Annotated in this window: 25 protein-coding genes; 23 read left to right on the top strand and 2 right to left on the bottom strand. The window is 33.1% G+C overall.

All coding sequences use genetic code 11. From position 1 onward, the window contains the following. Positions 1–205: 205 nt before the first annotated feature. A complete protein-coding gene (locus N4A40_06145) occupies positions 206–604 on the bottom strand; it encodes a hypothetical protein (GenBank protein MCT4661428.1) in 399 nt (132 codons plus the stop codon). A 155-nt stretch (positions 605–759) separates the two neighbouring features. Here N4A40_06145 and N4A40_06140 point away from each other — a divergent pair, with 155 nt between their 5' ends. The 17 genes from N4A40_06140 (at position 760) to glmS (ending at position 17,619) form a co-directional block, all read left to right on the top strand. Continuing rightward, the gene (locus N4A40_06140) at positions 760–1,419 is read left to right on the top strand and encodes a hypothetical protein (GenBank protein MCT4661427.1); all 660 of its coding nucleotides are present in this window, start codon (positions 760–762) and stop codon (positions 1,417–1,419) included. A 65-nt stretch (positions 1,420–1,484) separates the two neighbouring features. Then, the gene (locus N4A40_06135) at positions 1,485–1,748 is read left to right on the top strand and encodes an HPr family phosphocarrier protein (GenBank protein ID MCT4661426.1); all 264 of its coding nucleotides are present in this window, start codon (positions 1,485–1,487) and stop codon (positions 1,746–1,748) included. A gap of 61 nt (positions 1,749–1,809) precedes the next feature. After that, positions 1,810–3,000 (top strand): CapA family protein, encoded by a 1,191-nt coding sequence (locus tag N4A40_06130; protein MCT4661425.1) that lies wholly within the window; start codon positions 1,810–1,812, stop codon positions 2,998–3,000. Between the two features lie 128 nt (positions 3,001–3,128). Further along, positions 3,129–3,956 (top strand): diadenylate cyclase CdaA, encoded by an 828-nt coding sequence (cdaA, locus tag N4A40_06125; GenBank protein ID MCT4661424.1) that lies wholly within the window; start codon positions 3,129–3,131, stop codon positions 3,954–3,956. Then, a complete protein-coding gene (locus N4A40_06120) occupies positions 3,946–5,160 on the top strand; it encodes a CdaR family protein (GenBank protein MCT4661423.1) in 1,215 nt (404 codons plus the stop codon). Before cdaA ends, N4A40_06120 begins: the two co-directional genes overlap by 11 nt. A gap of 18 nt (positions 5,161–5,178) precedes the next feature. Beyond that, positions 5,179–6,891 (top strand): sigma-54-dependent Fis family transcriptional regulator, encoded by a 1,713-nt coding sequence (locus tag N4A40_06115; protein MCT4661422.1) that lies wholly within the window; start codon positions 5,179–5,181, stop codon positions 6,889–6,891. 313 nt (positions 6,892–7,204) lie between these two features. Beyond that, a complete protein-coding gene (locus N4A40_06110; GenBank protein MCT4661421.1) occupies positions 7,205–8,104 on the top strand; it encodes a phosphate butyryltransferase in 900 nt (299 codons plus the stop codon). 12 nt (positions 8,105–8,116) lie between these two features. Further along, positions 8,117–9,193 (top strand): butyrate kinase, encoded by a 1,077-nt coding sequence (gene buk / locus N4A40_06105; GenBank protein MCT4661420.1) that lies wholly within the window; start codon positions 8,117–8,119, stop codon positions 9,191–9,193. A gap of 11 nt (positions 9,194–9,204) precedes the next feature. Next, positions 9,205–9,882: an ATP-binding protein gene (locus N4A40_06100; protein MCT4661419.1), complete on the top strand. Its 678-nt coding sequence runs from the start codon at positions 9,205–9,207 to the stop codon at positions 9,880–9,882. Positions 9,883–9,911: 29 nt separating this feature from the next. Next, positions 9,912–10,142 (top strand): 4Fe-4S binding protein, encoded by a 231-nt coding sequence (locus N4A40_06095; GenBank protein ID MCT4661418.1) that lies wholly within the window; start codon positions 9,912–9,914, stop codon positions 10,140–10,142. A 14-nt stretch (positions 10,143–10,156) separates the two neighbouring features. Beyond that, positions 10,157–11,218, top strand: a complete 1,062-nt coding sequence (locus N4A40_06090) for a 3-methyl-2-oxobutanoate dehydrogenase subunit VorB (GenBank protein ID MCT4661417.1) — start codon at positions 10,157–10,159, stop codon at positions 11,216–11,218. Then, a complete protein-coding gene (locus tag N4A40_06085) occupies positions 11,218–11,973 on the top strand; it encodes a thiamine pyrophosphate-dependent enzyme (protein MCT4661416.1) in 756 nt (251 codons plus the stop codon). The genes N4A40_06090 and N4A40_06085 overlap by 1 nt, the downstream gene beginning before the upstream one ends. Position 11,974: 1 nt before the next feature. Beyond that, on the top strand, positions 11,975–12,511 hold the full coding sequence (locus tag N4A40_06080) for a 2-oxoacid:acceptor oxidoreductase family protein (GenBank protein MCT4661415.1): 537 nt from the start codon (positions 11,975–11,977) through the stop codon (positions 12,509–12,511). A gap of 156 nt (positions 12,512–12,667) precedes the next feature. After that, positions 12,668–13,621 carry a DUF4931 domain-containing protein gene (locus tag N4A40_06075; protein ID MCT4661414.1) on the top strand — a complete coding sequence of 318 codons (954 nt, stop codon included), beginning with the start codon at positions 12,668–12,670 and terminating at the stop codon, positions 13,619–13,621. An 8-nt stretch (positions 13,622–13,629) separates the two neighbouring features. Next, positions 13,630–14,976 (top strand): phosphoglucosamine mutase, encoded by a 1,347-nt coding sequence (glmM, locus tag N4A40_06070; protein ID MCT4661413.1) that lies wholly within the window; start codon positions 13,630–13,632, stop codon positions 14,974–14,976. Between the two features lie 19 nt (positions 14,977–14,995). After that, on the top strand, positions 14,996–15,400 hold the full coding sequence (locus N4A40_06065; GenBank protein ID MCT4661412.1) for a hypothetical protein: 405 nt from the start codon (positions 14,996–14,998) through the stop codon (positions 15,398–15,400). Between the two features lie 392 nt (positions 15,401–15,792). Beyond that, positions 15,793–17,619: a glutamine--fructose-6-phosphate transaminase (isomerizing) gene (glmS, locus tag N4A40_06060; protein ID MCT4661411.1), complete on the top strand. Its 1,827-nt coding sequence runs from the start codon at positions 15,793–15,795 to the stop codon at positions 17,617–17,619. Positions 17,620–17,797: 178 nt separating this feature from the next. On the opposite strand, the gene N4A40_06055 is transcribed toward glmS, so the two are convergent. Beyond that, positions 17,798–18,178, bottom strand: a complete 381-nt coding sequence (locus N4A40_06055) for a hypothetical protein (protein MCT4661410.1) — start codon at positions 18,176–18,178, stop codon at positions 17,798–17,800. A 377-nt stretch (positions 18,179–18,555) separates the two neighbouring features. Between N4A40_06055 and N4A40_06050 the strand changes: the two genes are divergently transcribed. The 6 genes from N4A40_06050 to N4A40_06025 form a co-directional block, all read left to right on the top strand. Next, positions 18,556–19,116, top strand: a complete 561-nt coding sequence (locus tag N4A40_06050; protein MCT4661409.1) for a histidine phosphatase family protein — start codon at positions 18,556–18,558, stop codon at positions 19,114–19,116. A 148-nt stretch (positions 19,117–19,264) separates the two neighbouring features. After that, on the top strand, positions 19,265–19,738 hold the full coding sequence (locus tag N4A40_06045; GenBank protein MCT4661408.1) for a GNAT family N-acetyltransferase: 474 nt from the start codon (positions 19,265–19,267) through the stop codon (positions 19,736–19,738). A 30-nt stretch (positions 19,739–19,768) separates the two neighbouring features. Then, positions 19,769–20,125, top strand: a complete 357-nt coding sequence (locus N4A40_06040) for a hypothetical protein (GenBank protein ID MCT4661407.1) — start codon at positions 19,769–19,771, stop codon at positions 20,123–20,125. A 73-nt stretch (positions 20,126–20,198) separates the two neighbouring features. After that, on the top strand, positions 20,199–20,873 hold the full coding sequence (gene pyrE / locus N4A40_06035) for an orotate phosphoribosyltransferase (protein MCT4661406.1): 675 nt from the start codon (positions 20,199–20,201) through the stop codon (positions 20,871–20,873). Positions 20,874–21,196: 323 nt separating this feature from the next. Then, complete coding sequence (locus N4A40_06030; protein ID MCT4661405.1) at positions 21,197–22,828, top strand: DEAD/DEAH box helicase; 1,632 nt, start codon at positions 21,197–21,199, stop codon at positions 22,826–22,828. Between the two features lie 155 nt (positions 22,829–22,983). Beyond that, on the top strand, positions 22,984–23,757 hold a 774-nt coding region (locus N4A40_06025; GenBank protein ID MCT4661404.1), incomplete at its 3' end, for a hypothetical protein.

Here is a 23,757-nt window from a genome sequence, read left to right as displayed (position 1 = left end):
TTTAATGGGAATAGCAGAAGCGGAATTGATAGAGGGTGTGAAATTAGGTGGAGTTGCAGCTTATTTAGGTGCAGCAGAAAAATCAGATGTGAATTTATTTATTTAAGAAATTAAAAAGCAGTGTGATTTTAGTACAAGTCACACTGCTTTTTATTGAATGTTAACTAATTACAACACTATTTTGAATTAGTTTTTTTATTTTTTGTTAAAATACATCAAGTGCCTTTTTCCATTCTAGCATAGCATTGTGATTAGGACTCACATCTTCAATAGATATAAGTGGTCTTAGTTTGCTAACAGCAGCCATTATTTTATCACAATAAACGATAGCTTTTTCTTTTTTTATTGTAGAGTGCCCATTTAGCTGTGCAAATAAAGATGCATTATTTATGAAAAATACAATTTCGTCCTCGTCATTGTATTTCTTTAGATGTTTTAAAATAGCTAGTAGCGCAGCATGATCAGAAATTAAAGGAATAACATAATCAATACTAAATTGCTTAGAATGTATTAATTCATCCTCCTCATTATAAATAGCATACTTTACTAAAATATCTTCACCCTCTATAAATCCAGGAACACTTTCAAAATAAATAGAAACCATAGAATACCTCCCTTGTATTATTTTTGTAGAATTTCTCGGTATTATTTTAAATTAACCGTAACCTATAGTATAATAAATCTATAGAATTGTAAAGTATCAAGTGAAATTTGACGAATAATAATAGTGAGAAGTCATCAAGTGGGAGGCTTAAGATTATGAAAAAAAACTTTTTATTGGTACTAATTATATTAGTATTAGTGGTTGTAACAGGTTGCAAAAAGCAAAATTTATTGGAAGAATACAACGAATTAGTAGATTTAGCGAATAGTGTGGAGAGCTATACATATACAGAGCAGACCAGTTATGGAGAAAATAATTTAGAAATGACAAAAACTGTATGGATTGCACCTAATAGAGTGAAGTCAACACTTACCTATGAAGAAAATTTAGATGATGAACTTACTACTTATATTGATTTAGATGAGAATAAATCATATTTGTACTATAAGAGCTTAAATACTGCTATGGTAACGCCGGTAGCGGATAGAACTTTGAAAGATTTTTTATTGCCATTTTCTCGAAAAAGTAATTTGGGAGATGTGTCTGAAGAGCAAATAAAATCTATAGAAGCTGACCAAGTGGGAGCTAAAAGTTGTCAAAAAGTGGTTGTTGAATGGAATGATGGCCAAAATGATTATAATTTATCTGTTTGGTATGAAGATGAAACTCATTTGCCAATTCAATATGAGCTTATTCGAGATGGAGCTATAGCAAAAAAAGGATTCTATGAAAATGTTGAGGTAGATGAATTTAATGAAGATTTGTTTGAGTTACCCAAAGACACTACAATACAAGGTTTAGGTATTTCTAAATAATATTGAAACCCTTTACATAAAAGGGTATAATGGAAGGTAGAATAAATACGAGAGGAGTTTATAGAATGAAAAAACTTGAATTAGAATTGAAAAATGAAACAGGATTACATGCTCGTCCAGCAAGCTTGTTTGTTAAAACTGCATCAGACTATGTTTGTGATGTTAAATTGACTAAAGGAGAAAGAACTTGTGATGCTAAAAGTATAATGGGAGTTCTTAGCTTAGGAGCTATGAAAGGAGACTCTTTAGTTATAGAGACAGATGGAGCAGATGAACAAGAGGCACTAGAGGCACTAAAAAAACTTATTGAAAATAACTTTGGAGAATAAAAATAAAGTCCCTTATAGTAGGGGCTTTATTTTATAAACAAAGTTCATAGGAGCGGTGGATATGTATAAAATAAAAAAACAAATTTACTTATTATTCAGTATAATTTGCTTGCTGCTAATGATTGGAGGATGTAGCGCGAGTAGTCAAGAAGAAGTTTCGGCAAAGGGAGAGTTAGAAAATGAGATAACGCAGCAAGTTGTTGAAGAATTACCTAGAGTTGAAACGATTAAACTTAGTATTACTGGAGATATTATGTTTCATGGTACACAATTAAAAGCAGCAAAGAATAATCAAACTGGAAAATATGAATTTGCATCGGTTTTTGATAGAGTGAAACCTTACTTTGAAAATGCAGATTTAGCTTTAGCTAATTTCGAAACGGTGACGGCTGGTGAAGATCAAAAATATTCTGGATATCCTGTTTTTAATACTCCAGAAAATGTTTTGGATACGTTAAAAGATATTGGGATTGATGTTTTGACTACTGCAAATAATCATAATCTAGACAAAAGAAAGATAGGGCTAGTTAGAACAATAGATGAATTAGACAAAAGAGGGATTTCTCATACAGGAACATTTAAAGAGGGAGAGAAGAGTTTACTGATAAAAGAAGTGGATGGTATAAAATTAGGAATTATAGCATACACATATGGATGCAATGGTATGGAGCAAGTCCTAACAACTGAAGAATTAGATCAAATGGTGAATTTGATAGATGAAGATAAAATTAAACAAGAAATAGATGACTTAAAATCTGAAGAAGTTGACTATATATTGGCATTTATGCATTGGGGAAATGAGTATCAGCGAACTCAATCAAATCAGCAAACAGAACTTGCCGACAAACTTATAGATTGGGGGGTAGATGCAGTCATGGGAAGTCACCCTCATGTTATACAGCCTTCAAAAATTATAGAAAAAGATGGTGAAAAGAAATTTATAATATATTCTATGGGAAATTTTGTATCAAATCAGAGACGAGAAACTTTGAATGGTAGTTATGCAAAATATACAGAAGATGGTGTAATTGTAGAATTGACATTAGAAAAGAAATTTGATGAAAATAAAACTACTTTGAAAAAAATAGATTATACACCTACTTGGGTTCATAGATATAAAGAAAATGGGAAATATAAGTATGAGATAATTCCTATCAAAACTGGAGAAATTGAAAATTACCCGGAAAATATACAATCGAAATTGATTGATTCTTATAATCAGACTATAAAACAAATGCAAATAGATGCCTAATAGTATAAAATAATAAAACTGTCACTATATTGTAATAGAAATACTATTTTGAAAGAAAAAAAGATACGATATAATATAAGAGATCGCTCGATGTTAATTTAGCGAAATAGATTAAAGGAGTAAAGGCTATGGAGTATATCAAGGAATTACTAGTTAATATATCATTAAGAGATGTCATAGATGTTTTAGTTGTGGCCTATGTATTCTATAAATTATATAAACTTATAGAGGAAACTCGAGCGGAACAATTACTTAAAGGAATTGTTGTTCTTTTAATATTTACAAAAATTAGTGAAGTTTTGCATTTATATACTATAAATTTCATATTTGGAAAAACTATAGAGGTAGGACTTATAGCGCTACTGATAGTATTTCAGCCGGAATTAAGAAAAGGTTTAGAACGAATGGGTAGAACTAGATTCTTAGGAAAGAGTTTTGTGGAGATACAAAAAGAAGAACAAAGGCGTGTAATAGACGAAATAGTAGAAGCGATAGGCGCACTTTCAAGACAAAATATAGGAGCATTGATTGTATTAAAACAGAAAACGGGGCTAAATGATGTAATAGATACAGGTACCCATATTGATGGTAAGATATCTAGTGGATTACTTATAAATATATTTATTCCAAATACGCCACTTCATGATGGAGCGGTAGTGATAGAAGAGGATGAGATTAAAGCGGCAGGCTGTTTATTACCACTTACAGATAATAAAGATTTGAATAAAGATTTGGGGACAAGGCATAGGGCTGCTATTGGAATAACTGAAGATACAGATTGTGTTGTATTAGTAGTATCTGAAGAAACAGGTGCAATATCTTATGTAGAAAACGCTAAGATTGAAAGATACTTAGATCTGGATACATTAAGGAATTATTTGAAACAGCTTTACAACTATGAAGAGCAGGATAGGCTTAACCTTATAACGAAGTGGAGGAGTCGCAATGAAGCTTAAAAAAAATAATAACACGACAATTAAAATAATAGCGATTGTATTTGCGATTTTTTTGTGGGCATACGTTATGGGTGAAGTAAACCCTATGGTGAATAAGACATTTACCAATGTTAGAGTTCAATATGACTATTTAGAGCAGCTAAAAAACAAGAATCTTGTGCTTATGACACCAGAATCTTCAACTATAGATATACAAGTAAATGGGAGAAGAAATGATATTTTAAAACTTAAGAATTCTGATTTTGTTGCAAAAATAGATTTCAGAGGTTATGGTTCAGGGGAACAAAAAATCCCAGTCGAAGTCAGCTCAACATTTAGTAGCGATTTGATTGTAGATTATAATCCTAAACAGATACTTGTAAATATAGATAAAAAAATCGAAAGGCAATTACCGGTCAGTGTGAATTATATAAATGAAGTTCCATCTCCGTATTCGCTTGGAAAAGTAACATTGATGCCAAATAAAGTGTTGGTAAAAGGACCTAAGCTAATATTAGATGAGGTAAATAAGATCCAGGTCAATTTGGATTTAAGTGAAATGACAAGCGATGTAGAGGAAGTTCTTCCAATACAATTAATTGGCGAGGATGGTAAAGATGTAGATGGATTGACGAAAGATCCACAACTAGTTGCGATAAAGGCAGAGGTATTAAAAAACAAAAGAATTACAATTAAACCTAAAATAGAAGGAGAGCCTTTGGAAGGGTATAAGCTTATGAGTTTTTCTGCTATACCACAGACTGCATTGATTAGAGGACCAGAAAAAGAAGTTGATTTGTTGAAGCAAGTCTACACAGAGCCAGTAGATATAAGCTATGCACAAGAAGATATAATGACGGAATCATTGCTTGATCTTCCAAGTGATGTAGAACTTATAGAACCAGAAACTATACAGATAAAAGCGCATATTGAAGCGATAATTGAGAAAAAACTAGAAATACAGAGTAGTGAAATTTTACTAGAGTCAGATTTAGCTGGTAAGATTGTAGATTTTGAAAAATCACCTAAAGTGTATGAAGTAATCATAAGAGGACCAAAAGAAGTTATTGAAAACATTGAATTAGAAGATTTGAATCCAAAGATTAAGCAAGATGAACTAATCACTGGGCTAAATAAAGTGAGATTGTATATTGATTTACCATCTGAAATAAAGTATTTAGATCAGGGAAAATTATTTGATTTATATATTAAAGAAAATGAGTAAAACTAGGAGTGAATTTTAGTGAGAAAAGATCTTCAAGTTATATTAGATTCAACATATGATGGCATGATAGCAGTGGATAAAGAGGGTATAATTACCCTCTTTAATACTGCAGCAGAAAGACTTACAGGTATTGATAGAAAAGAAGCTATTGGAAAAAAAGTTGCTGAAGTAGTAGTAAATACTAGGCTGATGTATATATTAAATACAGGTGAGTATGAGCTAAATAGAAAACAGGATTTGGGAAATAATAAAATTATTACAAATAGAATGCCAGTAAAAGATGACCAAGGTGTAATAATAGGTGCTGTAGCAGTATTTAGAGATATAACAGATATGATAAACTGGAAATCAGAGATAGTAGATTTAAAGGAAATGCAGAGTATGCTAGAGGCTATATTGTATGCTACTCAAGATGCTATATCCGTAGTTGATCAAAATGGAGTAAACGTTATGATAAATCCGGCGTATACAAGACTTACAGGGCTTAGAGAGCGAGATATAATAGGAAAACCAGCAACTGCAGATATAGTTGAGGGTGACAGTATTCATATGAAAGTACTAGAGACGAAAAAGCCTGTGAAAAACAGAAAACTAAAGGTTGGAATAAATAAAAAGGATGTGCTAGCAACAGCGGCACCAATAATGGTAGATGGAGAGTTGCGCGGTAGTGTAGGTGTATTAAGCGATTTATCTAAACTGATTAAGATAAGTGAAGAATTGAAAGATGCCCAGAGGATTATAAGAAAATTGGAGGCTAGATATACATTTGATGATATAGTAGGTGAAAATTTACTTATGAAGGATGCAATTGAAAAAGCTCAGAAAGCTTCAGAACTTCCGGTAACAGTTATATTGAGAGGTGAAAGTGGTACTGGAAAAGAAATATTTGCTCATGCCATCCACAACAGTAGCGATCGTAGATTTAATCAATTTGTCAGAGTGAACTGTGCAGCTATAACTGAAAGTATACTTGAAAGTGAACTCTTTGGATATGTAGAAGGGGCATTTACTGGTGCAAAAAAAGGTGGGAGAAAGGGTCTTTTTGAGCAAGCAAATGGTGGAACTATATTTTTAGATGAAATTGGAGACATATCTGCAAGTACTCAAGTGAAACTTTTAAGAGTATTGCAGGAGAAAGAAGTCGTTAGAGTTGGTAGTGTAAAACCAATTCCAATAGATGTTAGGGTTATAACTGCAACAAATATGAATTTAGAAGAGGCTATAAATGATGGCACATTTAGAGAAGATTTGTACTATAGATTAAATGTATTCCCAATACATATACCACCTCTTAGAGCTCGAAAAGATGATTTAGAACTATTAGTTGAAAATGCTATTCGTAAATTCAATTTAGAGTATGGACGAAGTGTAAATGATATATCTGAATCGGCATTACAAGTACTAGAAAGGCATTCCTGGAATGGTAATGTTCGAGAATTGGAAAATGTTATTGGAAGATGCATAATAAATATGCAGTATCATGAAACTACCATAGAAATACGCCATTTACCCCACTTGTATGCTGAAATTGGAGGTATGGAAGAGAGCGAGAAATTGGAGAGACTAGAAGAAAGACCAACTAATTTAAAGCTTGCGTTAGAGGATGCAGAAAAATTATATATACAAAAAGTATTGAGAATATCAAAGCATAATAGAAAAAAGGCGGCAGAAGTGTTAGATATATCAATTAGAAGTTTGTATTATAAAATGAAAAAATATAATATACAGTGATTGACAGCTAAATGACAAACCGTGCAATAAAATGCATGGTTTTTTATTTTGTGCAAAATATTGCATGCAATATTTTGCACAAAATAAAACTGAACGAACTTACAATAACTAGAATAAATGTAAAAATAATAGGAAACCCATTTCACAAGAATCTCTAATTTCTAGTGTTTTGTACTGGGAAACGCAATTTATTTCGAAAAAAAACAGAGTAAAACACAAAAAAATTACAAATTGGCACGGAAAATGCTTATATAAATAGCGTAAATGTTTGGTAGCAGGTATTAATTATCGAAATACAAGAAGAGGTGACGACATGATTAAAAATTTTGGGGAAGTCATTGAGTTGGCAAAACAAAAAGGACCTAAGACTATATCTGTAGCAGTAGCACAAGATCCGGTTGTTTTAGCAGCTATAAAGGGAGCTCATGACTTAGGGATTGCTCATGCTATATTAGTTGGAGATAAAGACTTGATTGAAAAAGCAGCAAAAGAGGTTGATTTGGACTTATCTTCATTTGAAATTGAAGATGTAAAAGGATTAAAAGAAGCATCGGAAAGAGCTGTTGATTTGATTAGAGAAGGAAGAGCGCAGCTAGTTATGAAAGGCTTGGTTGATACATCTATTATACTAAAAGCAGTTTTGAGAAAAGAAGCTGAATTGAGAACTGGTAAAGTACTTAGTCATGTTGCTGTATTTGATTTAGAAAACTATCATAAAATATTATTTTTGACAGATGCTGCTATGAATATAGCACCTACTTTGGAACAGAAAAAGCAAATAATTGAAAACTGTATTGAAGTAGCTCATGGCATGGATATAAAAGAGCCAAAGGTTGCAGTTATTTGTGCTAAAGAGAAGGTAAATGAAAAAATGCCAGCTACAGTAGAAGCTAAAGCGTTAGAAGAAATGAATTTAAGTGGAGAGTTAAGTGGATGTATAGTTGGTGGACCATTTGCTTTAGATAATGCGATATCTGAAGAAGCAGCGAAACACAAAGGTATCGATCATAGCGTAGCGGGTGATGCTGATGTTCTAATGATGCCAGATATCGAAGCTGGAAATATACTATATAAATCGATGACTTATTTTGCTAAATCTAACAATGCAGGTGTGATAGTTGGGGCTAAAGTTCCTATTGTACTTACGTCTAGAGCGGATAGCGATGAAGCAAAATTAAATTCTATAGCATTAGGTGTTTTAACAGCTAAATAGAGGAGGATTTTTATGACAGATACAAAGAGATTACTTGTCATTAACCCAGGGTCAACATCGACTAAAATAGCGGTATTTGACAATGAAAAGAGTATTTTAGAAGAAACGCTAAGACACTCAGCAGAAGAAATTGGACAATTTGAAAAAATTTACGATCAATATGAATTTAGAAAAAATATAATTTTAGATACTTTGAATGAAAAAGGTATCAATGTAACTAAGCTTTCAGCAGTTATTGGTAGAGGCGGATTGCTAAAACCTTTAGAAGGTGGAACGTATGAAGTAAATGATGCGATACTTAAAGACTTAAAAGAAGGCGTATCAGGACAACACGCTTCGAATCTTGGCGGTATAATAGCTCATGAAATAGCAGATAAATTGAATATACCAGCGTATATAGTTGACCCTGTTGTAGTAGATGAAATGGATGAAGTAGCTAGAATATCAGGTATTCCTGAAATTCCAAGAAAGAGTTTGTTCCATGCTCTTAATCAGAAAGCGGTAGCTAGAAGAGCTGCTGAGGAAATGAAAATCGCTTACGAAGATGGTAACTTTATAGTTGCTCATATGGGTGGTGGAGTATCTGTAGGAGCTCACAAAAGAGGTAGAGTGGTAGATGTAAACAACGCTCTAGATGGTGAAGGTCCTTTTTCACCAGAGCGAGCAGGTGGACTTCCAGCAGGAGATCTTATGAGAATTTGTTATAGTGGCAAGTACACTATAGATGATGTGAAAAAGAAACTTAAGGGAAATGGTGGATTAGTAGCATACTTGAATACCAATGATGCTCGAGAAGTTTCGGAGAGAGCGCAAAATGGAGATGAAAAAGCTAATTTAATTTATCGAGCAATGGCTTATCAAGTTGGTAAGGAGATAGGGGCATGTGCAGCAGCACTAAAAGGTGATGTTGATGCTATTATCTTGACTGGTGGAATAGCCTATGACAAAGAGTTTACTTCGTGGATTAAAGACCATGTAGGATTTATCTCACAGGTAATAATTTATGGTGGAGAAGATGAAATGAGTGCATTAGCAGAAGGTGGACTTCGAGTTTTACGCTCAGAAGAGAAACCTAAGTGTTATGAATAGGAGTGTTTGATATGCTAAAGGATAAACGCATTAGAATTATCACTGGACATTATGGTAGTGGTAAAACAGAGTTTGCAGTTAATTACGCATTGAAGCTTTCAGAAGAAGGCAAAAAAACAGCTATAGCTGATTTGGATGTTGTAAATGCATATTTTAGAAGTAGAGAAAAGCATGAACTTTTTGAGGAAAAAGGAATTGAAGTTATAAGCAGCTCAGTAGATGCGCCTGCAGTAGATGTACCTGCGATTTCTGCGGCAGTTGATAAGCCGTTTCAAGATGAAAGTTATAATTTTGTTATGGATATTGGTGGAGATCCTATAGGTGCACGTGTTTTAGGAAGATATAAAAGCTATCTTGAAAAAGATAACTATGATTTATTTTGTGTGATAAACGCAAATAGACCAGAAACTAGTACGGTTGAAAAAACTATCGAATACTTAAAAAATATAGAAGGCGTAGCTAGAGCTAAAGTCACAGGACTTGTTAACAATACTCATCTTATAAAGGAAACTACAGTAGAAGACATATTGAAAGGACAGAGATTAGTTAAAGCTGTTTCTGAAAAATTAGATATTCCTATTCGCTATGTTTCAGTTTTAAGAGAAGTAGCTACAAATCTTCCAGAAGATTTAGAAGGTGAAATATTTCCAATTGATCTCATAATGAGAGAAGATTGGATGGACGTATAATTCGTATATATTTTAAGGAGGTGTAGGTTATGGCAAAAGCTAGAGGTAAAGTGGAATTTAATCAAGATGGATGTAAGGGATGTGGATTGTGTGTTAATGCATGTCCAGTAGGAATCATTGCATTGGATGAAGAAAAAATCAATGCGAAAGGATACCACCCAGCAGCAATTAAAGAAATGGATAAATGTATCGCATGTACTAATTGTGCTACTATGTGTCCTGATACTGTAATTACAATCACAAGAATCACAGAAGAATAAGAGGAGGGATTCAAATGGCGAAAGTATTAATGAAAGGTAATGAAGCCATTGGAGCAGCTGCTATTGCTGCTGGATGTAAATATTTCTTTGGATATCCTATTACACCACAAAGTGAGTGTCCAGAATATATGGCTAGAGAATTACCAAAAGTTGGAGGATGTTTTTTACAAGCAGAAAGTGAAGTTGCTGCAATAAACATGGTTTATGGAGCTGCAGGAGCAGGTGCAAGAGTTATGACATCGTCATCATCTCCAGGAATCGCATTAAAACAAGAAGGTATTTCATATATAGCGGGGGCAGAGCTTCCTTGCGTAATAGTTAATATAATGAGAGGTGGACCTGGTTTAGGTAGTATTCAACCATCTCAAACAGATTATTTCCAATCTACTCGTGGTGGTGGTAATGGTGATTATAGAATGCCAGTATTAGCACCAGCGAATGTTCAAGAATTAGTTGACTTAATTCAAGAAGGCTTTGATATAGCAGACCAATACAGAACTCCAGTTATGGTTGTTGGTGACGGTATGTTAGGACAAATGATGGAACCAGTTGAGTTCAAAGAAATGGTAAAAAGAGATTTACCAGAAAAAGATTGGGCAACAACAGGAACAGGCGGAAAAAGAAAGAAAAATATCGCTAACTCATTGTTCATTGATCCAGAAGAATTAGAGAAACATAATGAGCATTTAATAGCAAAATTTGCTGAAATCACAAAGAACGAAACTAAAGTTGAAGTAGTTGATATAGAAGATGCAGACATAGTAATCGCAGCTTATGGTTCAACAGCTCGTATTGCAAAAACTGCTATCGAAAAATGTAAAGAAGAAGGACTTAAAGTTGGTTTAATTCGTCCTATTACATTGTGGCCATTCCCAGAAGCTGCATTTGATAAGATTAATCCTGATTGCAAAGGTATTTTGACAGTAGAAATGAATACTGGACAAATGATTGATGATGTCAAAATTGCATCAAAAGGAAGATGGGAAACAGGATTCTACGGTCGTTTTGGAGGAATGATTCCAACACCTGGAGATATAGCAGAAGAAGTTAAGAAAATGGCAGGAGGTGTCAAATAATGGCTGAAACAATTGCATTCAAAAAGACAAATGGTTTGACTGACGTACCTTTTCACTACTGCCCAGGATGTACACACGGTGTTGTACACAGATTGGTTGGAGAGGTTTTAGAAGAATTAGACGTATTGGGAGATACAATTGGTGTAGCACCAGTTGGATGTTCAGTATTTGCATATAATTATTTTAATTGCGACATGCACGAAGCAGCTCATGGTAGAGCACCAGCTGTTGCAACAGGAATTAAAAGAGTTCACCCTGATAAATTTGTATTTACTTATCAAGGTGATGGAGACTTAGCTTCAATTGGTACTGCGGAAGTAGTTCATGCAGCGCATAGAGGTGAAAAAATCTCTACAATTTTCATCAACAACGCTATTTACGGTATGACTGGTGGACAAATGGCACCAACTACTTTGATTGGACAAAAAGCTACAACAGCTCCTCTTGGAAGAACTGTAGAGCATAGTGGTCGTCCTATCAGAATGGCAGAAATGCTTGCTACAATTGATGGAGCAGTTTTTGTTGAGCGTGTATCAGTTAACACTCCTGCAAATGTTAGAAAAGCTAAAAAAGCTATCAAAAAATGTTTTGAAGCTCAAATTGCAGGTAAAGGATATGGTATTGTAGAAGTATTATCTACTTGTCCAACTAACTGGGGATTGACTCCAGTTGAGGCACTTAAATGGTTAGAAGAGAACATGATTCCATACTATCCATTAGGTAACCTTAGAGACCCAGAAAAGGAGGGAAGATAAGATGGATGCAAATTTAGTTATCGCAGGATTTGGTGGTCAAGGTGTTATGGCAATGGGTAAACTATTGACATATGCTGGAATGATTGAAAATAAAGAAGTTGCGTGGTTACCATCTTATGGACCAGAGATGAGAGGTGGAACAGCAAACTGTAACGTTGTAATCTCAGATAAGCCAGTTGCATCACCATTAGTAACAGATGCTACAGCTGCACTTGTAATGAACAAGCCATCTTTGGACAAATTTGAAGAAACAGTTATTAAAGGTGGACAATTATTTATAAATAGTTCTTTAATTGAACAAAAATCATCAAGAGACGATATAGAGGTATTCTACGTACCTGCTAATGAAATTGCAAATAAATTAGGAAATTCAAGAGTAGCAAACATGGTTATGCTAGGTGCATACTTAGAGAAGAACCATGCAGTAAAGGATGAAAGTATTTTAACTGCTTTTACAAAAGTTTTTGGAGAAGGAAAAGCAAAATTAATTCCAATCAATGAAAAAGCTCTTCAAGCAGGAGCAGAAGCAGTAAAATAATTTAAAAAAGTTAAACCTATCAAAGTATTACTACCCTAACACAGCACAAGGCCTCGAAAACCTTGTGCTTTTTTATCGTTAATTAATCAAATATTATGCAAAAATGGTATAATATAATAAAAGAATACTAAATTCATAGCATTAGGAGGAGTGACAATGAGCGAAATAAGATTAGATCCTATTACGAACAAAAAAGTGATTGTTGCACCAAAGCGTCATAAGAGACCTAGTGATTTTCAAAAAGAAATGTCATGTCCATTTTGTGAAGGTGGAGCAGTTGAGAAGAATGGAGTTATTTTATACGAAATATGCAATGAAAAAGGTTGGTGCTTGAGAGGAATAGAAAACAAATTTCCGATAGTTGAAAAAACACAAGCATTTATAAAAGAAGATGGACATTGGAGTAATTACGGAATCCATGAAATTCTCATTGAAACTAGAGAACATGATAAAAACTATTTTGAGATGAGAGAAGAAGATTTTAAAAAAATATTTGAAGTATATAAAAAACGCTATAGAGTACTAGGAAAAGATGATGAAATAAATTATGTTGCGATATTTAAAAATCATGGAAAAAACGCAGGGGCATCTCTTGTACACCCGCATTCGCATATTATAGCACTACCATTTATACCATGTAATATACTTGAAGAGCTAAATGGATGTGAAAATTATTATACAAAAAACCAAAAGTGCGTTTTTTGTGATATAATTGATGAAGTGATTGAAACAAAGCGCTTAAAAGTATTTGAAAATGACAGTATATTGGCCTATGTTCCCTTTGCGGGGATACAGCCATATGAATTAATCATATTGCCTAAAAAACATGAGTCACATTTTTACAATATTACAGATGAAGAGTTGGAAGATTTAACTAAAGCTGTAAATTGGAGTTTTAAGCGTATCAAAAATATACTTGGAGATGTTGACTTTAATTTGATGGTTTATACAGGACCTATAAATGAAGGTCATATGGATCATTTTCATTGGCATTTAAAGATTACGGTCAGATTGTCTTATTTATCAGGGCAGGAGAGTGATGCAATGATAAGAATGAGGACGACTTATCCAGAAGATATAGCAAAAAGTATTAGAGAAGCTGATCAATAGGAGGAAATATGGGTAGATTATTTGGAACAGATGGTGTTCGTGGAATAGCGAATAAAGATTTGACGGGACAATTAGCATATGAACTTGGACGTATAGGGTCGCATATTGTTACCAAAGGCAAGAAAAAAGCTAAAATCATAGTTGGAATGGATACTAGAAAATCAGGAGATTTACTAGAAAGTGCGCTTATTGCAGGAATATGTTCTGTAGGTGCAGATGCATATTCAGTGGGAATAGTTCCAACACCGGCGGTTGCTTATTTGACTAGAAAATATGAGGCAGATGCGGGAATCGTTATTTCAGCTTCGCACAATCCAGTTGAGTACAATGGGATAAAGTTTTTTAATTCAAAAGGATATAAACTGAGCGATGAAATAGAAGATGAAATAGAGTCGTATATATTGGCACAAAAAGATATAGATGTATATCCTGTTGGAGAATTTGTTGGTGAAAAAATTATTGTAAATGATGGGGTAGAGCAATATATAGAATATATAAAGCAGAGTATAGATGTAGATTTCAAGGGAATAAAGATAGCTGTTGATTGCGGAAATGGTGCAAATTATCAGGCTGCGCCTGAGCTTTTGAGAGAACTTGGAGCGGATATAGACGTTATATACAATGAACCTAATGGTCTTAATATAAATGTTGAATGTGGATCTACTAAACCAGAAAAAGTTCAAAACTTGGTTTTAGAAACAAAAGCTGATATTGGATTAGCATTTGATGGAGATGCCGATAGACTTATAGCAGTAGATGAAAAGGGAAATATAGTAGATGGAGATCATATACTTGCTATTTGCGGATTGCTTTTAAAAGAGCAAGGAAAATTGGAACATGGTAAAATAGTTGGAACAGTTATGAGTAACATGGGTCTTGAGATTTGTTTAAAAGAACATGGAATGGGATTAGTTACTACTCAGGTAGGGGATAGATATGTACTTGAAGAGATGACTAGAAGTGGTTATGTACTAGGTGGAGAACAATCCGGTCATATAATATTTTCTGATCATAATACAACAGGAGATGGTTTGTTAACTGCACTTCAACTAATTTCTGCTATAAAGAAAAAAGAAAAACCACTTTCTGAATTAGCAGATGTAATGACTGTGTATCCACAGGTACTTGTAAACGCGAAAGTTCAAGAAGGAAATAAACACAATTACCTAGAAGATCAAATCATACACGATGAGATAAAGCGCTTAGAATCTGAGTTTGATGGTAAGGGAAGAGTTCTAATACGTCCATCAGGTACAGAACCATTGGTTAGGGTTATGATAGAAGGCGAAGTTTATGGCGAGATCAAAGCGGCGGCAGATGCACTAGCTCATACTATAGAAGAGCGCTTAAGCTAAAGCAGAAAAGGAGAGCAGTATGACGAAGAAAAAGATAAGTGAATTATTTGAAGTTGTATTAGGAAAGAAGAGAAAAGAAATAGAAGAATATATAGCGGGGAATAGAGCTTTTTTGGAGAAATTCTTAAACAGCTGCAAGGAGTCACCAAAGCTATATGAGGATTATGAAGTTGATAAATTATTAATTAGATTGGAAAAACTTCAGGATATTGATATATATATTTCAGGAGTTCACGAGTACAGTCCAACTAAAGAAATAGATGAAGAGGTAGTTCTTAGAGTTATGACTAAAAATGAATTCATTGACTATATAATTGCATTTTTTGGACCTAATTATGAGATGAATAAAGAATGGAATATACTATATGCTCTAGAGCGTGAATTTTATAGAGAATACAGAGAAATGACCCAGTATGAGAGATAAAGCCTACTGGGCTTTTTTGTTTCAAATTGCAATAATAAAGTAATTTTTGTAGAAAAAAATCAAATAAGTTGTATTATATATTTATTTAGGGTAAAATGAAAACAGGCTTTATAAAAGCTTAATAATGTAATCGGAGGTGATTTATTTAGTGAATTCATATAATTTAATATGTAATTAAAGCGCCAGAGCATATGAATATATGCTGACGAGGGAGAGACTTATCGAAATTTTCGGCGGATGGTCTCAAGGCATATTCACTGCCTTAATAAAGACTCTACAAAACTTGAAAGTGATTTTGAGGACAAAGAGAGTCAGGTGAAAAGACGCGGTTACACGGAATAACTGGGTCTTGTTTTTGTGCATAAAATAATCGAAACGAAAGGAGCATCAATATGTGCGGAATAGTAGGATATATAGGAAATCAAAATGCAGTAGATGTATTAGTAAAAGGACTTGAAAAATTGGAATATAGAGGTTATGATTCAGCAGGAGTTGCAATAATTGATCACGGGAATTTGAAAGTTAGCAAGCATAAGGGAAGACTTACTATATTAGAAAATGAGGTAAAAAAAGAAGGACTTACAGGACATATAGGAATTGGTCATACTAGATGGGCAACACACGGAGAGCCATCTGATAGAAATTCACACCCACATCCAAATAATGATGAAAGTTTGGCGATTGTGCACAATGGTATAATTGAAAATTATATGGCTATAAAAGAGAGATTACAGGATAAAGGATATGTATTCAAATCGGAAACCGATACAGAAGTAATAGCTCATTTGATTGATTATTACTACGAAGAAAATTTGCGAGAAGCAGTTCAAAAAGCAGTGGCAGATTTGACTGGAGCATACGCTATTGGTGTAGTTCATAAAGATCACCCTGATCAATTGGTTGTAGTAAGAAAAGACAGTCCTTTAATAATAGGCATGGGTCATCAGGAAAACTTCATAGCATCCGATATACCGGCAGTTTTGAAATACACTAGAGATATTTATATATTAGAAGATGGCGATTTGGCTGTCGTTACTCAAAATGATATAAAGATGTACGATTTAAAGGGAGAACCAATTATAAAGAAAGTTTATCATGTTGATTGGGATATAGCAGCTGCTGAAAAAGGTGGATTTGACCACTTTATGATAAAAGAGATTCATGAACAACCAAAGGCTATACAGGATACTTATTCTCCAAGAATTACAGATGATGAAAAAATCGTATTAGATGATATCAAAATCACAAAAGAAGATTTAGAAAATATAGATCAAATTTATATAGTAGCGTGTGGAACAGCTTATTATGCAGGTTTAGTGGGTAAAAGTTTTATAGAAGAATTTGTAGATGTACCAGTTATAGCAGATGTGGGTTCAGAATTTAGATATAATAAATCCTTTATAAACGAGAAATCACTTATGATAGTTGTAAGTCAATCCGGAGAAACAGCCGATACACTAGCAGCGCTTAGACTTGCAAAAGAGAGAGGCGCACGAGTTATGGCTATAACAAATGTTGTTGGAAGTACTATAGCTAGAGAAGCAGATGATTTGCTTTACACCTGGGCAGGCCCGGAAATTGCAGTAGCTTCTACTAAAGCTTATACTACTCAAATCGTGGCGTTTGGTTTAGTAGCACTTGATATGGGTTATAAAAAGGGTAGTATCGATGACACTACTTATAAGGAAATGATAAAAGCTATAAAAAATTTGCCTAGACAAACTCAAGAAGTACTAGACTATGAGGAAGAGATTAAAAAGGTAGCAGAGTTAATATACGATACTACTCATGCATTTTATGTTGGAAGAGGTATAGATTACAATATAGCAAGAGAGGGTTCGCTAAAGCTAAAAGAGATTTCGTATATACATGCAGAAGCGATGGCCGCTGGGGAGCTAAAACACGGAACTATAGCTCTTATAGAGAGAGGAACTCCTGTAATAGCACTTGTAACAGAGCAAGCTCTATATGAGAAGGTTATAAGCAATATCAAAGAGGTAAAAGCAAGAGGTGCATTTGTTATAGCAATTGCACGCGAGGGAGATACTGAAATTGAAAAGACAGCAGATAAGGTAATATATATTCCTGATACGGCAAATGGATTCTCGGCAGTTTTAAGTGTAATGCCACTTCAACTACTTGCATATCACGTAGCCGTGATGAGGGAGTGTGATGTAGATAAGCCCAGAAACTTGGCGAAATCAGTTACTGTTGAGTAGGAAAAGTGTTTTGTGATGTAACATCCATAAATAATATTTTTTATAGTTGAAATTACATTGATATAAACTAGTAAAGACTAATAAAAACTCACCTTTAAATACAGTTTTTTGAACTGATTAAAGGTGAGTTTTTTATCTCATCGATAGATAGAGTCAATTCACAATAGATTTTAAAATTCTAATCATATTTTTGATTAATAATCCATATGTGATTAAATTTATCTGATATTACTGCATTTTTTGCTGGCATATCTGGGAAATCAGTAATTGGAGATATGACTTTACAACCCATGCTGACAATATTTTCAAAAAACGATTCTATATTTTCAACATATAGATTTAACCACATAGAGCTAGTAGAATCTTCAGATGGAGCGATAAGTCCGTAATCCTTATTTTCATTGAGAATATGAATTTCTGTGTTTCCAAGTTTTATCATTGCTTCGTTCATTTCTGTAACTTCATCTGTTATGGATAATATTTCTGCATTAAATAAATTACTATAATAACTAGCAGCTTCTTTTGCATCACTAACTACCATATTGATTTCTAATTTCACTTCATACCATTCCTTTCTTGTTTGATTTTAATTAATTTCATAGTGAAAAATTATTGTACGGTTATAGTTTTTTATGAAGAATTTAATTTTCAATTTTTAGCAAATAAAAGAACAATCTGTGGCTTGACAATACTGCACTAATTTATTTTTGTCAAGTACGACAGTTTCTTAAAATATAATAGACGAATATGTTGTTAGCGATGGAATTATTGTAGGGACTTATAGCAAAAGATAGCTAGTATGAAAAATGATTGATATTTAATGTTTAGGGCTTCTTTCAAATTTTAGTTAATGATAGATGAAATTTGGGAGAAGCTCTTAGTATCTGATATAATAAAAATACACAAGAAATATTCACAAAATAAGGAGGATTAAAGATGGAAATATATCTTTTAAGACATGCGAGACCAGATTTTTCAGTTCATGAAGATAGGATAAGGCCGCTTTCGAAAGAGGGAATGATTGAAGCTAAGAAGGCATGTGATTTTTTGGCAGGAGAGGGCATAGAAAGGATATATTCTAGTCCATATAAGAGAAGTGTGCAGACTATAGAGCCACTTGCTAGTGAATTAGGATTAGAAATAGTTCTCAAAGAAGATTTTAGAGAACGAAAGATATGTGATGAGTGGATTGAGGACTTTGAAGGTTTTTGTAGGAATCAATGGAATGATTTTGAATATAAATTGGAAGATGGAGAATCTCTAAATGAAGTGCAGGCTAGAAATATTGGAGAGCTAAAGAACATAGTAGAAAATGATGATGCAAATAAAATAGCCATAGGAACCCATGGAACGGCTCTTAGTACCATGTTAAATTCATTCAGTTCAGAGTTTGATTATAAGTTTTTCCAGAGTATAAAATCGAGGATGCCAGTAATAATATATATCAAAGTATCAGATAATATGGAACTTAAGGAGTGGAAAATTCTAGAGTATTGATTAATTCAATGTGAAACTAAAAGGTTGGTGGGAAATAATTAAGGATTAACTTATAAGTAAATAGTGGGTATAATTAATGTAAGTGGATAAATTATATAAGTTGAGGAATGGTATGGATTATTAAATATATAGAATGGGGGATAATTTGATGCTTATACAGGTTATAGATGAATCGGTGAGAGACGAAATGAAGGAGTTTTTGAAAGTCAAATGGGGATCTATGATTGTTGTATCAAAAGGCAAAGCACATAATTTAGAGGAGTTACCAGGGTTTGTAGTAATAGAAAATGAAAGAATTACAGGTGTGGTTACATATGATGTGGTGGATAAAGATTGTGAAATCATATCATTAGATAGTGTTATTGAAAATCGGGGACTAGGAAGCAAGTTGTTAGATAAAGTTATAGAGATAGCTAAAATAGTGGGTTGTGAGAGGGTTTGGCTAATGACGACAAATGACAATACAAAAGCAATGAGATTTTATCAAAAGAGGGGTTTTGATTTAGTTGGTTTTTACAAAGATGCTATGGTGAAAGCTAGAGAAATAAAACCGGAGATTCCTAAAATCGGATATGATGATATTCCCATAAAGCATGAATTAGAATTTGAAAAAATTATATAGAAATTGAAATTTTCAAAAAAAAATGATATAGTGAAGGTGAAGTATACGAGAAAAGAGTTGATGTTTGTGCATATAGAAGCTTTTTTGGAGACCATTAGAAATCAAGATGTAGAAATTAGAGATTTTTTGTTTCACGAAAAGAGAAAACAGCTTTCTTTTAGACTATTTGGTAGGAAAAATGGTGATGTGTTGGTGAGATTCTATGGCGTTAATTTATTGGATTTTCTAGATGAAGCTGAGGGTCAAAAGTCTTGGAATTTGAAAGAATTTCAAGTGCAACCGTTTTCTGATGATAGATTAGTTGTAGAAGCCACTCTTAGTGCACAGGCAGTAGAAAGAAAAATAGGATTTGTTGCCAGTAGATGGCATTATAGTTTGAAAAAATAAGGCTTGCATAATTGCGAGCCTTATTTTAGAATAGATATAGTTTAGGTGTTGGGATAAAGAAAGGGCGATGTAAATGGAAAGATACAAACAAGAATTTATTGAATTTATGGTTGAATGTGGAGTACTTACTTTTGGCGATTTTACTACAAAAAGTGGAAGAAAAACACCTTTTTTTATCAATACAGGCAATTATAAGAATGGCAGACAATTACAAAAACTAGGAGATTTTTATGCAAAAGCTATAAAAGAAAGGTTCAACGATGACTTTGATATATTGTTTGGACCAGCATATAAAGGAATTCCTCTTAGTGTAGCTACTACTATATCACTTAATAGTTTATACGATATGGAAATTGGATATTGTTCTAATAGGAAAGAAGTGAAAGACCATGGTGATAAGGGTATATTACTAGGACATAAAATAGAAGATGGCAGTAGAATAGTAATCATAGAAGATGTTACTACTGCAGGAACTTCAATATACGAAACTATGCCTATATTAGAATCACAAGGGAAAGTAGACGTTAAAGGACTTATGATTTCGGTTGATCGCATGGAAAGAGGTCAGGGCGAAAAATCAGCATTGGTGGAACTTAAGGAAAAATTCGATATGGAGACATATGCGATTGTAAGTATGGATGAGGTTATAGAATATTTATATGGCAGAGAGGTGCAGGGAAAAGTTTTAATTGATGATGAAATGAAATCTGCAATTGAAAAGTATTATGAGTTATGGGGAGCTAAATAGATAATTATAAATACACTTCAAGAGTTATTTTGAAGTGTATTTTTGCGTCAAATAAATTGTACTATTATGAAAATTTGAAATGTAGATTCAAGTAAATATTTATCAATAGATAGTTCTTGCATTAATTAGTAGTATGGTGTATAATAAACAGATTGCAGAATAACCTAAAGAAATTGTGTATATACTAAAATGAATTTGGAAATTGTTATTTTAGTTGTTGGGATTAGTGAATTTGCGAGTTTTTATAGAGATAGATAATAGAGGCTAAAGTTAGCTGTGCGAGATATGCAATTTCTTCGATAAAGTAGAGATAGGAGAAAAATATGAAATTTAATGAATTAGAATTGAGTGGCCCATTGGTGAAAGCAACGGTAGAAATGGGTTTTGAAGAGATGACAGAAATACAAGAGAGAGTAATACCTACACTTAGAGATGGTAGGGATTGTATAGGTCAATCTCAAACTGGAACTGGAAAAACTGCTGCGTTTTCAATTCCTATATTGGAACAATTAGATAAGGGGAGTAAAAAGACACAGGCGGTTATTATTTGTCCGACTAGAGAGTTATCAGTTCAAGTGTGTGATGAGATAAAGCGTCTTACTAAGTATATGAATGGTGTAAAAGTCGTTCCTGTTTATGGTGGAGAGCCTATTTTCAAACAGATAAATCAATTGAAAAGAGGAGCACAGATTGTTGTTGGAACACCTGGAAGACTTATAGACCACATAAAGAGAAAAACGGTTAGACTTGGTGATATCAAAACTGTAGTTTTAGATGAAGCGGATGAAATGTTAAAAATGGGATTTAGAGAAGATATTGAGTTTGTATTGGATGAAATAGATAGAAAAGTTCAAATTATGCTATTTTCAGCGACATTCCCAAAATCAATAATGGATATAGCTAAGCATTATCAAGAAGATCCAGAGGTTGTTAAGGTTAAAGCTAAGAGGATAACGTCAGATACAGTATTACAACAGTACAGCAGTGTTAAGCGAAAAGACAAGTATGATGCTATACAAAGATTTTTAAATACGTTAGCACCTAAAAGATGTATAGTATTTTGTAATACAAAGTCTAAAGTTGATGAATTAACAGAATTACTTCAAACTGATGGGTATAGAGTCGACAAAATTCATGGTGATTTGAAGCAAACACTTAGAATGAATGTTCTAAGAAGATTCAATGAAGGTCAGCTTAACATAATGGTTGGAACAGATGTAGCAGCTAGAGGTCTTGATATTCAAAATGTAGATTTAGTATTCAATTATGATTTACCAGATAAAGAAGATTATTATGTTCACAGAATTGGACGTAGTGGACGTGCAGGTAAAGCTGGTAGAGCTATAAGTTTAGTATCGCGTAGAGATTACCATATGCTTAGAATGATTGAGAAATATACAAGTGCTAAAGTAGAAAAAATAGCTATTCCAACAATCAATGAGGTTAATGATACTATATTGGATACTTTTGCTCAGAAGCTTGCAAAAGATATTGCTAAAGTTGATAGAGAAACTTACGAACCATTATTACAAAAATTGTATGATGAGGGATATGATAGTGAGACAATAGCACTTGCACTTATGGGTAGAACTATAACACTTCCAAGTGAGAAGAAACATGATATAAATGATCAAAGTAAACCAGTTAAAGGATCAAATGGTAGAAACGATAAGAGATCTTCTGGAAAACGTGGTGGTAAGAAGAGAGATAGAGGTTCTAAAAACCAAGATAGATTATTCTTTAACTTAGGAAAGAATGATGGCATTAAAGTTGGAGATCTTGTTGGAGCAATTGCTGGAGAAACTGGTGTATCTCCAAATCATATAGGCTCGATTGACTTATTCGATAAGTACGGTTTTGTTGATGTAGACAAAGAGTATTCTAAAAAAGTTCTTAAGAAACTGAACAAGAAACGTATTAAAGGAAAGAAAGTTGCTTTAGAACCAGCTAACTAGTAAATATACAATCTTATGGTATATTTGGCAAAATAAGATGATTCTTAATTTGATTAATAAAATATGCTATAAGATTGTTTTTTTGTAATTATTTATATAAAATAGTTGAGCAAAACATAAACCTCACTTATAATGAATTTATGGGAGAAAAGGTGATGAGTATGAAAAGACAGTCTATTAGACATAAATTTTTTATTTTTTTCATTGTAGTGAGTATACTCAGTGTTGTATTGGCTATGGAATATAGTTACTCTAGTACTTCACAGAGGGAGTATAATGAGTATGTTAGTTTAGCAATTAGGATGGATGGAATGATAGATCAGATGCGAATTAAATATTTTTTAGATCGAATAGAATCATTTAGTGATAGAGAATATTTAGAATCTAGTCAAAAGCTAATAAATACAGCAGAAAGTGAGATATTGAATAGATACACAGAAGAACTCCATGAGCAATTTGGCGAGTCAATAGTGGCAAAAGTTGAAGAATTAGAGCAGGATTTTAATTTTATTAAAAATCTATTTCAAAATGAATTATATAGAGATGATACAGTTGATGAAATTCAAATGTATTTTGATGCACTGGATGATTCTAATACTGAGGTAAAAAAAGAGATTATAATAGAAATTAGAGAACTGATTGATAAGACACAGATTATAATTGATTGGACATTGTTTTTACTTATATTTGTTTGTGTGGTATTTATTGCTACACTGAATAAAGAAATAATGAAACCTCTTAAATGGATGACGAAGCAATTAGAAAAACAATCCGAAATTGATGGGAAGTTCTATGAACCTATTAGCATAGATGTAAAAAATGAAATGGGATATTTTATAAATGCATATAATCAGCTTGCAAAGACCAATTTAGCAATGCATCAATTAAATGAAAAAATATATGCACAAAATAGTTTTGATGAAATCATG

This window comes from Tissierellales bacterium (genome assembly GCA_025210965.1).
In the GTDB taxonomy this organism is placed as follows: Bacteria; Bacillota; Clostridia; order Tissierellales; family JAOAQY01; genus JAOAQY01.
Note: the sequence above shows the minus strand (reverse complement) of the source record. Positions and strands in the feature narration are given on the sequence as shown.

Bases quoted from the DNA above. Each gene is read 5' to 3' on its own strand.
- N4A40_06145 (MCT4661428.1), bottom strand. From the start codon at position 604: ATGGTTTCTATTTATTTTGAAAGTGTTCCTGGATTTATAGAGGGTGAA.
- N4A40_06140 (MCT4661427.1), top strand. From the start codon at position 760: ATGAAAAAAAACTTTTTATTGGTACTAATTATATTAGTATTAGTGGTT.
- N4A40_06135 (MCT4661426.1), top strand. From the start codon at position 1,485: ATGAAAAAACTTGAATTAGAATTGAAAAATGAAACAGGATTACATGCT.
- N4A40_06130 (MCT4661425.1), top strand. From the start codon at position 1,810: ATGTATAAAATAAAAAAACAAATTTACTTATTATTCAGTATAATTTGC.
- cdaA (MCT4661424.1), top strand. From the start codon at position 3,129: ATGGAGTATATCAAGGAATTACTAGTTAATATATCATTAAGAGATGTC.
- N4A40_06120 (MCT4661423.1), top strand. From the start codon at position 3,946: ATGAAGCTTAAAAAAAATAATAACACGACAATTAAAATAATAGCGATT.
- N4A40_06110 (MCT4661421.1), top strand. From the start codon at position 7,205: ATGATTAAAAATTTTGGGGAAGTCATTGAGTTGGCAAAACAAAAAGGA.
- buk (MCT4661420.1), top strand. From the start codon at position 8,117: ATGACAGATACAAAGAGATTACTTGTCATTAACCCAGGGTCAACATCG.
- N4A40_06100 (MCT4661419.1), top strand. From the start codon at position 9,205: ATGCTAAAGGATAAACGCATTAGAATTATCACTGGACATTATGGTAGT.
- N4A40_06095 (MCT4661418.1), top strand. From the start codon at position 9,912: ATGGCAAAAGCTAGAGGTAAAGTGGAATTTAATCAAGATGGATGTAAG.
- N4A40_06090 (MCT4661417.1), top strand. From the start codon at position 10,157: ATGGCGAAAGTATTAATGAAAGGTAATGAAGCCATTGGAGCAGCTGCT.
- N4A40_06085 (MCT4661416.1), top strand. From the start codon at position 11,218: ATGGCTGAAACAATTGCATTCAAAAAGACAAATGGTTTGACTGACGTA.
- N4A40_06080 (MCT4661415.1), top strand. From the start codon at position 11,975: ATGGATGCAAATTTAGTTATCGCAGGATTTGGTGGTCAAGGTGTTATG.
- N4A40_06075 (MCT4661414.1), top strand. From the start codon at position 12,668: ATGAGCGAAATAAGATTAGATCCTATTACGAACAAAAAAGTGATTGTT.
- glmM (MCT4661413.1), top strand. From the start codon at position 13,630: ATGGGTAGATTATTTGGAACAGATGGTGTTCGTGGAATAGCGAATAAA.
- N4A40_06065 (MCT4661412.1), top strand. From the start codon at position 14,996: ATGACGAAGAAAAAGATAAGTGAATTATTTGAAGTTGTATTAGGAAAG.
- glmS (MCT4661411.1), top strand. From the start codon at position 15,793: ATGTGCGGAATAGTAGGATATATAGGAAATCAAAATGCAGTAGATGTA.
- N4A40_06050 (MCT4661409.1), top strand. From the start codon at position 18,556: ATGGAAATATATCTTTTAAGACATGCGAGACCAGATTTTTCAGTTCAT.
- N4A40_06045 (MCT4661408.1), top strand. From the start codon at position 19,265: ATGCTTATACAGGTTATAGATGAATCGGTGAGAGACGAAATGAAGGAG.
- pyrE (MCT4661406.1), top strand. From the start codon at position 20,199: ATGGAAAGATACAAACAAGAATTTATTGAATTTATGGTTGAATGTGGA.
- N4A40_06030 (MCT4661405.1), top strand. From the start codon at position 21,197: ATGAAATTTAATGAATTAGAATTGAGTGGCCCATTGGTGAAAGCAACG.